The sequence below is a fragment of the Pseudomonas sp. NFACC04-2 genome (genome assembly GCF_900119265.1).
Lineage (GTDB): Bacteria > Pseudomonadota > Gammaproteobacteria > Pseudomonadales > Pseudomonadaceae > Aquipseudomonas > Aquipseudomonas fluorescens_AA.
This window is the reverse complement of record NZ_FPJC01000015.1, coordinates 56,240-68,374: the sequence shown is the minus strand read 5'-3', so window position 1 is coordinate 68,374 and position 12,135 is coordinate 56,240. Positions and strand designations below refer to the sequence as shown.

Sequence of the window (12,135 nt, the reverse complement as noted above, 5' to 3'; positions counted from 1 at the left end):
GAGGCTTGAGAGAATTTTGAGAAGCGAAATTGCTATAGCCGATGTCGACAACGCTTTTACACTCACGAGACAAGAGAGCTGGAGAGATTTAGGGCACAAGGCCTCACAGATGACTTCATTCCGAGCAACGGATCGGCCGAATGGAACAATGCCCATACTGCGACGTTAGAGGACTATAAACTTGGCAGTAGCGAATCATTGCTATATTCCTTGGAAGCGCTCGAGGCGGCTGAAAAGCAAACGGAAGAAATATACAAGCGACTGTTGAAAGGAGAATTCTGATGAACACTATCGAGCAATTCGTAAAAAACGAATCGATCACAGACATCGTCTCTGCTTTCGGTATCGGCTTAGCATATCCGTCACTCGACAGAATGATCGCTCGCTATCGATTTGAGGCTGTAGCAAATGGAGAGCTACTAAGGACCTATACAAGGTTATTTGAGGAGGGGGTACTCGCAAATGGTGAGGGGCCCGTCGCCATCAAAGGTCCGAACTGGAAAGCACCGGATTTCATGAAAGAAAAAAGACATACCTGATCCGACGAATACCTCATATATCATTCGCCGCTGCGATTTTTTTGCAGTGGTTCCCCTAGGCCGCTGTTTTTTTTCGCGGCCTTTTATATGCGCTTGCTTCTCGAAGAAGACCACCAAAAAACCCTGAAAGAGATATCAGGCCGCTGCTCATCAAAAAATCTTTATCCTAAATCTTGTGAAATTTTGTATGGTCGCTGCACAGTTTTCGGCGGCTATTTGACATCGGCCTACGCATCTTGACGCTCAGCCAATGAGCTTAATTCCATCCATCAAAACGCCCGGTCCTACAACAAAGCCAGAATCCAACTACGCGCACGAAAAACCCACTGTTACGCTGAAAGCAATCGCAGCATTTCGCTCCGATTTATTTCCCAGTGAGTTATCGACAACGCAAATAAACAACACAAGCTATCGTTCAAAAAGGCTATAACCTACAACGCTCAGCAAATCGAGGCGATCGAATTTCTGACGGTGGATATTCTCAAGCGATACCCGGACATCAGCCCAGTCAATGTGTGGCGCATTCGGATATCGCCGCCGGGCGCAAGAGCGATCCGGGTCCGATGTTCCCCTGGCACGCGTTGTATCTCAAGGGCATTGGTGCATGGTTCGATGACACCACTCAAGAAGAATTCATGCAGGCGTATCGAGCCAATGGAATTCCTCTTCGCGAACAATTGGTCGGGCTATTCAAACGATACGGCTATGACACTTCGGCGGCCACGACGGGTGCAGGTTTCCAGCGCCAGGTAAGAGCATTTCAGCTGCACTTTCGCCCGGCCAAGTATGACGGTGTGATAGACGTCGAGACCGCCGCGAACCTGGCGGCCCTGGTGAAGAAGTATTTTCCCTGAACCGGTTACTGCGCTGACAGCAACAGGCGCGGGCTATAACCGTTAAATGGCGTGGTGTTGCAGATTCGCCATCATTTCCTTCAACGCTTCAAGGTTGTCGTTCGGGTGTACCGCACCCTCGAAGTCGCAGATCTGCTGCCAATGGGCGGCGACGTCTTCGGGCGAAAACCCTTTGCGCGGGTCGAAGCCCGCACCCAGGCTGCGCTCCCAGCGCACCTTGCCCATCCAGCCGCCACCCACCTCGAACAAGCCGGAGGTTTCCTGGCAGGCCTCACTGGCCAGGTACACCACCAGTGGGCTGACGAGTTCGGGCTTGAGTTGTTCGAACACCTGCGGCGGGATCAGGCCTTCGGTCATGCGGGTGCCGCCGGTGGGGGCGATGGCATTGACCAGGATGTTGTTCTTGCGGCCTTCGATGGCCAGAGTTCTCGTCAAGCCATAAAGGCCGAGCTTGGCCATGCCGTAGTTGGATTGGCCGAAGTTGCCGTAGATGCCCGAGGTGGATGCAGTGAAGATCACCCGCCCGTAGTTTTGCTCACGCAGGTGCGGCCATGCGGCCCGGGTCACCTTGTAGGCACCCTCGACGTGGACGCGGTAGACCAGGTCCCAATCGGCGTCATCCATTTTGTGAAATGTCTTGTCCCGCAGGATCCCGGCATTGTTGACCACCACATCGACGCGACCGAACGCATCGAGCGCGTTTTGTACCAGCTTGTCGCCATCGGTCACCGAGTCGTGGTTGGCCTCGGCAATGCCGCCCGCCTCGCGGATTTCGGCGACCACCCGATCCGCTGCCGAGGCGTTGGCCCCTTCCCCTTGCGCCGAGCCGCCAAGATCGTTGACCAGCACTTTCGCGCCTTGTCTGGCGAACAGCAACGCATGGGCACGTCCCAGGCCACCGCCGGCTCCCGTGACGATCACGACTTTATCTTCGAAGCGAACAGACTCACTCATGGCAGAACTCCAGCAGGCGGACAGGACAATGACCATGAGTGTCCGGCACTCGTCGGCCGGTCACAATCAACACGGTTGCCAGTGAATGGTGGCCGATAAGGCGGGGGGATGATGCAGGCCCGAGCCATGGCGGCGTATTCGACTTTCCTGCTGGCAGGAGGACCGCTATCGCGAGCAAGCTCGCTCCCACAGGGATTTGCAGTGGAACGCAATCTTGTAAACGCCCGAAAACTGTGGGAGCGGGCTTGCTCGCGAAAGCGGTCTTCCAGTCAGAATGGATGTTGGCTGTGCTGGCGCCTTCGCGAGCAAGCCCGCTCCCACACAGGTTCGCTCCTCAATGCCAAGTCGTCAGGTACAGGCCATTTGTCTGCGCGGCGCGGCGATGGCTTCGCGAAACGCCAGGTAATGCTTGAGCACCTGCACCGGTGCCTCGGTGTGCGGGTAATGACCGATGTCGGGCAGCAACACCGTGTCCGGGTTCGGGATCAGGGCCTCGTAGCGCGCCACCATGTGTTCACCGGAAATCGGATCGACCGCGCCGTCGATCACCCGCAACGGCACTTCGCCGCGCTGCATCGCCAGCACCCAGCGATCACGCTGCACACGGCGTTCGGGAATATAGCCAATGAGTTTGTGCATGATCCGCGGACCGTGATGGGCCTCCACCAGGCTCCAGAAGTCATCCAGCTCGCTTTCGGTAGGGCCGGTCCTGGGGCCGAAGATCTGCCGAAAGCTGCCGGCCAGGCTTTCCCGGGAGAACATCCGCCCCAGCAGCCAGCCCAGAGGGCTCAACAAGAGTTTCTGGGCCCATACCGGGTGGTGGGTTTCGGGGAACAGGCCGCCATTGAGAAAGACACAACTGTCAAGGTGGATGCGTGCTTCGTAATGCCGAGCGAGCAATTCCTGGGCCACGCTGTCACCGTAATCGTGGGCCAGCACATGCACCGCGCCCTTCACATTCAGGTGCGCCAGCAAAGCCTGCTGCAGATCGGCTTGCTCCAGCAGGCTGTAGACGTGATCCATCGGTTTGGCGGAATCGCCGAAACCGAGCATGTCGCACGCGATCACCCGGTAGCGTTGCGCCAAGGGTTGCCACAGGTAATGCCAGTCCCAACTGGCGGTGGGAAAGCCATGGATCAACAGCAGCGGCTCGCCCTGGCCCGCCACCCAATAACGGATGGCGTGGCCACGGAACAGGAAAGTCTGGCTGCGCTGGCGCCAGATACGCAGGGGAATCTGAGCCAGGGGCATCAGCTTCTATACCCGGTGTCTTGTTGATCGAGCTTGCGCAGTAACGCCGGCCAAGCCAATGCACCGCCCATGCCTTGGGCGCTTTTGGTCACTCCGGCGATCATCGCCCGGGCGCCGGCCAGAATCTGCGGTTCGATGGCAATCAATTCGGCCCCGCCGTTCTGGGCCAGGACCTGGATGTCGCAGGCTCGTTGGAAGGTGAACATCATCAGGAAGGTATCGGCGATGGTGCCGCCGCATGTCAGCAAGCCATGGTTGTGCAGCACCAGGAAATTGTTTTCGCCAAGGTCAGCCTGCAGGCGCGCCTTTTCTTCGTGATTCAAGGCCACCCCTTCGTAAGCGTGATAGGCCAGGCTCGACAGCACGAACAGTGCTTGTTGGCTGATCGGCAACACGCCTTGCTTCTGCGCCGATACCGCAACACCGGCGGCGGTGTGGGTGTGCAACACACAAGCCACATCATGGCGCACCTCATGCACCGCGCTGTGGATGGTGTAGCCGGCCGGATTGATCTCGTAGGGGCTGTCCATCAACTTGTTGCCGGCCTGGTCAACCTTGACCAGGCTCGAAGCGGTGACTTCATGGAACATCAACCCGAACGGGTTGATCAAAAAATCCTCGGTGCCGGGGACCTTCGCGGAAATATGGGTGAAGATCAGGTCATCCCAGCCATGCAGCGCGACAAGCCGATAACAGGCGGCAAGGTCCACCCGGGTTTGCCATTCGGCCGCACTGACCTGTTCCTTGATACTGAGTGTCGTTTGGACGGGCGCTACGCTCACGGCTCTGACCTCTGATTTCTTGTTATAGGAGTCTTGTCATCAAAACGTCGTACGCAAGAAAATTCAGTCTAGTCAGGTCTTTCAGAGGCGGTAGTTGCATTGGCAGCCAGCTTACTGGCCAAACGAGTCAGTGCCTCCGCTTCAAGGCCGCAACGTGTCGATCAACTCCGCCAGCCACGGCTCGGCGTCAGTTTCCGGTGTGACGCTTTCGCTGGCATCCAGACGCAGCATCGGCAGCAGCTCGCGAACGCCCAGTTCGGCGAACAATTCGCACATCTGCTCGCCGCCGGCACAGAAGGTATCCCCGTAGCTGGCGTCGCCCAGGCCAATCACCGCGCCGGGCAAGCCGCGAAAGAACCCTGGCAATTGGTCGCGGATGGTCGAATACAACGGCATCAGACTGTCTGGCAGCTCGCCCATGCCGGTCGTAGAAGTCACCGCCAGCAAGGCTTCTGGCGCGAATGCCTGGACATCCGCCAGGGTCGCACGAGGGTCGTGCCAGGCGTCAAAGCCCGCGTCGCGAAGCAGTTTGGCGGCGTGCCGGGCGACTTCTTCGGCGGTGCCATACACTGAGCCGGAAAGAATGGCGACTTTCATCAATCTGATCCTGATCCTTAAAAAAGAGCCGGGATAGTAACAGTTGCACCCACAAGGCTGCGAATGGCTCTCAACGGCAGTAATGGCCAGTGGACAGCCTTTCGATTTCTTTTAAAATGCTGATTCAACACGGATGTTCAAAAGGGTTCTTGCCAATGATCAACGCTCAACTGATGCAATTGGTCATCAATGCTTCCAACGACGGGATTGTCATCGCCGAAAAAGAAGGCGAAGACAATATCCTGATATACGTAAACCCGGCCTTCGAACGCCTGACCGGCTATCACCGCGACGAAATCCTTTATCAGGATTGCCGGTTCCTGCAGTCAGGTGATCGGGATCAACCGTCCCTGGAGGCGATTCGCAAGGCCTTGCGAGAGGGCGGTGCCTGTCGAGAGGTGCTGCGCAACTACCGCAAGGACGGCACGCCGTTCTGGAATGAGCTGTCATTGTCCACGGTAAAAAACCAGGCTGACGGGCATACCTATTTCGTCGGGGTGCAAAAAGACGTCACGTCCCAGGTCAGGGCTCAACAACGCGTTGCCCAGCTGGAAAAGGAACTGGCCGAAGCCCGGGCAACGATTGCCCGGCTTGAAGCGACGAACGGCGCAAACAAAAACACGAATTAATGGTCAGTCACTACAATCACCAGTGAAAATGTAAATTATCATTTCGAGCCGACCATGCAGCGCGATGCCCTTCTGACGCAGGATGAACTGGATTTCATCCGGACCATGCAACATAACCCGCAGTTGAACGAGCGGGATGTCACGTCGAGCTTGCTGGTCAACGGTGGATCGCAGATCCGTGACTTGTTGACGCGTCTGGCGGCGAATGAGCAGGTCACCCTGCAAGCCAATTTCGAAAACCAGCAAATGACGTTTCCATTGCACTTGGTGGAAGACGAATTCCATGCGATGCACCTGCGCCTGGGTGTGCCGAGCATCTACGAAGACGGCCCGAAGATACGCCCGTGGCGCCTGACGCTCGACGAACCGGTGGCGCTGGAAAATATCAAGGGCCAGCCGGGACCGCTCTGGGTCCACGAAGTGTCCTGCAAGGGTGTATTGCTGGAAAACCGCAGCCGGACCAAGCCACCTAAGCAGTTTGCCTTGTGGTTCAGCCCCTCAGGCTACGAAAGGATTTCGTTGCGTGGCGGCTTCGAACGGGAAACCGATCGAGGTTTGCTGGCCTATCACCTGAACCAGAATGACCAGGACGAGACTGAGCGCCTGCGCCAGTACATTCTGCAGCAACATCGCTTGACCCACCCCTCCATGCATCTCTAGGTGTCGAGGTTGCCTGCCAGAAATTGACGCAGGCGCTGGCGCATCACTGTTCCTTCATTACCCAGGCAACCGATCGACGAGCCAGCCAAGCTTTCCTGCACCAGGTCGGATGCTTCACCGGCCAGCATCAACGGACAATCCAGGCTCATCGCCAATTTGCCCAAGCGCTTGGGCAAGTCCGGGACCGGCGCATGATTGGAAACCAGCACCAAGGCCAGCGGCTGGACCTTCTGGCACACCACGGTCAGTTCGTTGAATGGCAGGCCGATCGACAGCGCCCTGACGCCCACTTCCGCGCTGGACAGGAACAGCGCCGTGACCAGCAGCTCCAGCTCACGGCACTGGCCGGCCAAAGCGCAGACCAAGACCCGTGGCGACTGACCTTCGCGCTTGAACAAAAGCCGCTGGATGATGCGCGAACGCAGGAAGCCGTCGAAAAACACCCATTCACTGATTTGCCCGAACTCTGGCTGGCGATACAGCATTTGTCGCCAAAGCGGCATCAGGATGTCCTGGAATACGACCGGCACGGTGTAGGTGGAAAAGACTTGCCCGTAGACGCGATCCAGTTCCACATCGTCAAAGTTGCCAACCGCGTCCGCAACCTGTTGCTGCCACCGAACATGATCAGCCTTGGCCAGGTCGGATGAAAGCAGCGTGGAGACCGGTTGCACCGCCTCGGTCTTGGCCAGGATCTTGCCCACTTTGCTGACTGCCACGCCGCGCTCGAGCCACGCCAGGATACTGCGAACCTTTTCGATATCGCTCAACGAGTACAGGCGATGCCCGCTTTCGGTGCGGGTAGGCTGGATCAAACCGTAGCGCCGCTCCCATGCGCGTAGGGTCACGGGATTCACGCCGGTCATGCGCGCGACTTCACGAATGGGGAACAGATCTTCCCTTTTCAAGGCTGTTGCCTGGAAAACAAAGCTATCCTCTGTGATTACGCTCATTTTGGCAGACAATTCCGGCTGGAAAATTGGATCCTATCTTCTCCTCCAAGGCACGTCATGACAAGGACAACGTATTCAGATGTGCGGTTTTGTTGTTTTAAGCGCCATCGGGAATAATCCTTGCCTGTTTTTTGGCGACCAGACGCAACCCACCACCCCGGGGGCGTCCTTCGCAAACCTCCTACCCGGAGCATTGCGCCTGTCTTACGGAGATACATAATGTCGACCTCACCCGTCACTTTGATGGTAGCCCGCCGCGTCGCCAATGGACGCTACCAGGATCTGATTGCCTGGTTGCGCGAAGGCGAACAATTGGCCACCGATTTCCCTGGTTACCTAGGGTCCGGCGTGCTCGCGCCGCCGCCCCAGGACGATGAATTCCAAATCATTTTCCGTTTTGCCGACGAGCAAACACTGCACGCCTGGGAACACTCCGCCTCGCGCACGGCCTGGCTGGGGCGCGGCAGCGATCTGTTTGCCCATCCTTCCGAACATCGGGTGCGTGGCATCGATGGCTGGTTCGGATCGGTCGGCCAGCGGCCGCCACGCTGGAAACAGGCCGTGGCCATCTGGCTGGCGTTCTTTCCCGTGTCGCTGTTGTTCAATTTCCTGTTGGGACCACTGCTGGGCGAACTGGGCCTGTTGAGCCGCGTGCTCATCAGCACCGCCATCCTGACACCGCTAATGGTCTACCTGTTTATCCCGATGTCGACCCATCTGCTGGCGAACTGGCTCAACGGCGCGCCGCAGCGGGCGGTGCCGGCTACGCGCAATCATTGATGCCACCTGCCTCGACAGCCCCCCTGTGGGAGCGAGCTTGCTCGCGATAGCGGTGTGACAGTCAATGAGGATATTGAAGGTCAGGCCGTCATCGCGAGCAAGCTCGCTCCCACAGGGGGCAACCGGTCGCGACCGGATTGCCCTTTGTACATAGGACGCGCCCCGCGTCGCTGTTATAGTTTTGCTCTTGCCGTGAACCGAGCCGTCCCATGTCCAGCGCCACCGCCCCGATCCTGATCACTGGTGCAGCCCAGCGCGTCGGCCTGCATTGCGCCCGGCGCTTGCTGGAGGACGGGCACCCGGTGATCGCGACCTATCGTACCGAACGCCCTGGTGTGCAAACGTTGCGGGACTTGGGGGCGGTGGTGCTGTTCGCCGACTTCTCCAGCGAAACGGGGATCCTGGCCTTTATCGAACAATTCAAGCAGCACACCGACCGGCTGCGAGCCATCGTCCACAACGCTTCGGCCTGGATGACCGAGGAGCCTGGCAGCGAAGCGGCGGCCTTCAGCGCCATGTTCGGTGTGCACATGCTTGCACCTTACCTGATCAACCTGCATTGCGCCGAGTTGCTGCTGCGTTCAACGCCGGCGGATATCGTACACATCAGCGATGATGTGACCCGCAAGGGCAGCGCCCGACATATCGCCTATTGCGCCACCAAGGCCGGCCTGGAAAGCCTGACCCTGTCGTTCGCGGCCAAGTTCGCCCCGGCCATCAAGGTCAACGGCATCGCCCCGGCCCTGCTACTGTTCAACCCCGAAGACGACGCGGCTTACCGCGCCAAGGCCCTGGCCAAGTCCGCACTGGGTATCGAACCCGGCAGCGAAGTGATCTACCAGAGCCTGCGTTATCTGCTGGACAACCCTTATGTCACCGGCACGACCCTGACCGTCAACGGCGGGCGGCACGTCAAATAGCCTTGTTTCGAGGATGCACCATGACGCTATCCCTGCCCCAGAACTACCGCGAGATCCTCATTGGCCTGGGGGAAAACCCCGAGCGCGAGGGTTTGCTCGATACCCCGGTGCGTGCCGCCAAGGCCATGCAGTACCTTTGCCACGGCTACGAACAAAGCGTCGAGCAAATCGTCAACGGCGCGCTGTTCGCCTCTGACAGCGATGAAATGGTGATCGTCGCCGACATCGAACTCTATTCCCTGTGCGAACATCACCTGTTGCCCTTCATCGGCAAGGCCCATGTGGCTTATATTCCTACCGGCAAGGTCCTGGGGCTGTCGAAGATCGCCCGGTTGGTGGACATGTTCGCCCGCCGCCTGCAGATCCAGGAAAACCTGACCCGGCAAATCGCCGACGCGGTGCAGCAGGTCACACAGGCCGCTGGCGTGGCGGTGGTGATCGAGGCCCAGCACATGTGCATGATGATGCGCGGTGTCGAAAAACAGAACTCGACCATGAACACCTCGGTGATGCTCGGCGCCTTTCGCGATTCCAGCACCACGCGCCAGGAGTTCCTGCAATTGATTCGACGGAGCAAGTAAATGCCACAACTTCAGCCAGCCATGGCACGCATCAAGGTCAAGGACCTGCGCCTGCGCACCTTCATTGGCATCAACGAGGATGAAATCCTCAACAAGCAGGATGTGCTGATCAACCTGACCATCCTCTATGCCGCCCAGGAGGCGGTGCGCGACAACGACATCGACCACGCGCTGAACTACCGCACCATCACCAAGGCGATCATCGCCCACGTGGAAGGCCACCGCTTCGCCCTGCTCGAACGCCTGACCCAGGAATTGCTCGACCTGGTCATGGCCAACGAGTCGGTGCTGTACGCCGAAGTCGAAGTCGACAAGCCCCACGCCTTGCGATTCGCCGAATCAGTGTCGATTACGCTCGCAGCAAGTCGGGCTACTTCGTAGCAGCTGCAAGCCTCAGGCTGTAAGCTTCAAGCCTGACCACCGCAAATCCACTCTTGCAGCTTGAAGCTTGCCCCTTGAAGCTGCCTTGCAGAGACCTCCATGAACGATCAACAACGCCTCGAACTCGAAGCCGCCGCTTTCCGTCGGCTGGTTGCCCACTTGGACAGCCGCAAGGATGTGCAGAACATCGACCTGATGAACCTCGCCGGTTTCTGCCGCAACTGCCTGTCCAAGTGGTACAAGGCCGCCGCCGACGAGCGCCAGGTCGAGGTCAGCCTCGACGACGCCCGCGAAGTGATCTACGGCATGCCGTACGCCGAATGGAAAGCCCAATACCAGAAAGAAGCCAGCGCCGAACAACAGGCGGCGTTCGCCAAAGGAAAACCCGATGCCTGATCTCAATGCCCTGCGTAGCTGCCTCAAGAGCGGCGAACATGCCTTCGCCGACACCCTGGCCTTTATCGCCGCCGGCTACGATTACCAGCCCCGGGCCTTCAATAACGGCGGCGTGCAAAACGCCGCCGGGCAGAACGAAGGCTCGTGCAAGACCCTGGGCCTGGCACTGCTCGAAGGCTTGAGCGATGAAGAAGCGCTGCTGGCGTTCGGCGAACATTACCGTTCGGTACTGGCCACGCCCGAAGGCAGTGATCATGGCAATATCCGCGCGCTGATGGTGCATGGCCTGGCAGGTGTGACGTTCGAGGCTCCGCCGCTGCAACGGCGCTGATCGATCCTGCCTGTGTGGTGAGGCCCGTTTTTGTGGCGAGGGGATTTATTCCCTCGCCACAAGGGCCGCGCTCATCCTGGCTGACCAATACTTTCCAACATCCCGACTTTTAAGATTGACCCGGCAACTTTATTTCGTTTGCCGGGCCCCTCTGCTCGCGGCTTAGATAACGGAAATTTCTCCTTCGTCCGGGCCGTCATCCATGAGCAGCGAAACCATCAGCCAATCGATCTCCATCGTGCATCCCGTCAGCCTCAGCCACGGCAGGAACGCCGAGGTCTGGGACACTGACGGCAAACGCTACATCGACTTTGTCGGGGGCATTGGTGTATTGAACCTCGGCCATTGTCATCCGCGCATTGTCGAGGCGATCCGCGAACAGGCTACGCGGCTGACTCACTACGCATTCAACGCCGCCCCTCACGCTCCCTACATTGAATTGATGGAACGCCTGGCGGCGTTTGTCCCGGTGGATTACCCGGTCAGCGGCATGCTCACCAACAGCGGTGCCGAGGCGGCGGAGAACGCCTTGAAGATCGTGCGGGGCGCCACCGGCCGTACCGCCGTGATCGCGTTTGACGGTGCCTTTCACGGTCGCACCCTGGCAACCCTCAACCTCAACGGCAAGGTCGCGCCTTACAAACAGAAAGTCGGTGTCCTGCCCGGGCCGGTGTATCACCTGCCGTACCCCAGCCAGGACAACGGCGTCACCTGCGAAGAGGCCTTGAAGGCCATGGAGCGGCTGTTCAGCGTCGAGATCGATGTGAATGACGTGGCCTGTTTCATTGTCGAACCGGTGCAGGGCGAAGCCGGCTTCCTGGCGATTGACGTGTCCTTCGCCCAAGCCCTGCGGCAGTTCTGTGATGACAAGGGCATTGTGCTGATCATCGATGAGATCCAGTCCGGCTTCGGCCGCACCGGCCAGCGCTTTGCCTTCTCTCGATTGGGCATCGAACCGGACCTGATCCTGCTGGGCAAAAGCATCGCCGGCGGCGTGCCCCTGGGGGCTGTGGTGGGACGCAAGGCACTGCTGGACAACCTGCCCAAGGGTGGCCTGGGCGGCACCTACTCGGGTAACCCCATCGCCTGCGCCGCCGCACTGGCAACCCTGGACGAAATGACCGACACCAACCTGCACGCCTGGGGCGTGCAACAGCAAGAGGCGATCGTCAGCCGCTACGAATCCTGGCGCCACCGCGAGCTAAGCCCCTACCTGGGCCGCCTGACCGGCATCGGCGCCATGCGCGGCATCGAGCTGAGCCACGCCGACGGCACCCCGGCCTCGGCACAATTGACGCAACTGCTGGCCCTGGCACGGGAATCGGGCCTGCTGCTGATGCCCAGTGGCAAGTCGCGACACATCGTGCGGCTGCTGGCGCCATTGACGACCGAGCCGGCAGTGCTGGAAGAGGGGTTGGATATTCTGGAGGCGTGCCTGGCGAAGCTGGCCTGAAATGCAGTGCTTCTGAGCCCACAAAAACCCTGTGGGAGCGAGCTTGCTCGCGAATGCGGTCTGTCAGTCAACAC

16 protein-coding genes are annotated in these 12,135 nt (G+C 59.0%); 11 read left to right on the top strand and 5 right to left on the bottom strand.

From position 1 onward, the window contains the following. Window positions 1-281 precede the first annotated feature (281 nt). Together BT125_RS19600 and BT125_RS28350 are read left to right on the top strand one after the other, a co-directional pair. Entirely contained in the window at window positions 282-539 is a 258-nt protein-coding gene (locus tag BT125_RS19600) for an immunity protein (protein WP_072409433.1), read from the top strand. Window positions 540-1,054: 515 nt separating this feature from the next. Continuing rightward, window positions 1,055-1,393 (top strand): peptidoglycan-binding domain-containing protein, encoded by a 339-nt coding sequence (locus BT125_RS28350; protein WP_256573800.1) that lies wholly within the window; start codon window positions 1,055-1,057, stop codon window positions 1,391-1,393. Window positions 1,394-1,435: 42 nt separating this feature from the next. On the opposite strand, the gene BT125_RS19590 is transcribed toward BT125_RS28350, so the two are convergent. The 4 genes from BT125_RS19590 to BT125_RS19575 form a co-directional block, all read right to left on the bottom strand. Then, a complete protein-coding gene (locus BT125_RS19590) occupies window positions 1,436-2,347 on the bottom strand; it encodes an SDR family oxidoreductase (RefSeq protein WP_072409429.1) in 912 nt (303 codons plus the stop codon). A 348-nt stretch (window positions 2,348-2,695) separates the two neighbouring features. Next, window positions 2,696-3,598: an alpha/beta fold hydrolase gene (locus BT125_RS19585; protein ID WP_072409427.1), complete on the bottom strand. Its 903-nt coding sequence runs from the start codon at window positions 3,596-3,598 to the stop codon at window positions 2,696-2,698. Then, entirely contained in the window at window positions 3,598-4,380 is a 783-nt protein-coding gene (locus BT125_RS19580; protein ID WP_072409425.1) for a class II aldolase/adducin family protein, read from the bottom strand. The genes BT125_RS19585 and BT125_RS19580 overlap by 1 nt, the downstream gene beginning before the upstream one ends. Before the next feature lie 141 nt (window positions 4,381-4,521). Beyond that, complete coding sequence (locus BT125_RS19575) at window positions 4,522-4,977, bottom strand: flavodoxin (RefSeq protein ID WP_072409423.1); 456 nt, start codon at window positions 4,975-4,977, stop codon at window positions 4,522-4,524. Between the two features lie 155 nt (window positions 4,978-5,132). Between BT125_RS19575 and BT125_RS19570 the strand changes: the two genes are divergently transcribed. Both BT125_RS19570 and BT125_RS19565 read left to right on the top strand, forming a co-directional pair. After that, on the top strand, window positions 5,133-5,606 hold the full coding sequence (locus BT125_RS19570; protein ID WP_072409421.1) for a PAS domain-containing protein: 474 nt from the start codon (window positions 5,133-5,135) through the stop codon (window positions 5,604-5,606). A 54-nt stretch (window positions 5,607-5,660) separates the two neighbouring features. After that, window positions 5,661-6,266, top strand: a complete 606-nt coding sequence (locus tag BT125_RS19565; protein WP_072409419.1) for a hypothetical protein — start codon at window positions 5,661-5,663, stop codon at window positions 6,264-6,266. On the opposite strand, the gene BT125_RS19560 is transcribed toward BT125_RS19565, so the two are convergent. Then, on the bottom strand, window positions 6,263-7,219 hold the full coding sequence (locus BT125_RS19560; RefSeq protein ID WP_072409417.1) for a MerR family transcriptional regulator: 957 nt from the start codon (window positions 7,217-7,219) through the stop codon (window positions 6,263-6,265). The two genes, BT125_RS19565 and BT125_RS19560, sit on opposite strands and share 4 nt — an antisense overlap. 219 nt (window positions 7,220-7,438) lie before the next feature. On the opposite strand from BT125_RS19560, the gene BT125_RS19555 reads away from it, so the two are divergent. The 7 genes from BT125_RS19555 (at window position 7,439) to BT125_RS19525 (ending at window position 12,061) form a co-directional block, all read left to right on the top strand. Next, window positions 7,439-7,999 (top strand): antibiotic biosynthesis monooxygenase, encoded by a 561-nt coding sequence (locus BT125_RS19555; RefSeq protein ID WP_072409416.1) that lies wholly within the window; start codon window positions 7,439-7,441, stop codon window positions 7,997-7,999. 209 nt (window positions 8,000-8,208) lie between these two features. Further along, window positions 8,209-8,919, top strand: a complete 711-nt coding sequence (gene folM, locus BT125_RS19550) for a dihydromonapterin reductase (protein ID WP_072409414.1) — start codon at window positions 8,209-8,211, stop codon at window positions 8,917-8,919. Window positions 8,920-8,939: 20 nt separating this feature from the next. Then, a complete protein-coding gene (folE, locus tag BT125_RS19545; protein ID WP_014340148.1) occupies window positions 8,940-9,500 on the top strand; it encodes a GTP cyclohydrolase I FolE in 561 nt (186 codons plus the stop codon). Continuing rightward, window positions 9,501-9,881, top strand: coding sequence for a dihydroneopterin triphosphate 2'-epimerase (folX, locus tag BT125_RS19540; protein WP_072409411.1), 381 nt, complete (start codon window positions 9,501-9,503; stop codon window positions 9,879-9,881). Between the two features lie 99 nt (window positions 9,882-9,980). Beyond that, entirely contained in the window at window positions 9,981-10,277 is a 297-nt protein-coding gene (locus tag BT125_RS19535) for a DUF1244 domain-containing protein (RefSeq protein WP_053125114.1), read from the top strand. Continuing rightward, window positions 10,270-10,608 (top strand): HopJ type III effector protein, encoded by a 339-nt coding sequence (locus tag BT125_RS19530; protein WP_072409409.1) that lies wholly within the window; start codon window positions 10,270-10,272, stop codon window positions 10,606-10,608. Before BT125_RS19535 ends, BT125_RS19530 begins: the two co-directional genes overlap by 8 nt. A gap of 202 nt (window positions 10,609-10,810) precedes the next feature. Next, window positions 10,811-12,061, top strand: coding sequence for a 2-aminoadipate transaminase (locus tag BT125_RS19525; RefSeq protein ID WP_072409407.1), 1,251 nt, complete (start codon window positions 10,811-10,813; stop codon window positions 12,059-12,061). Window positions 12,062-12,135: the final 74 nt, after the last annotated feature.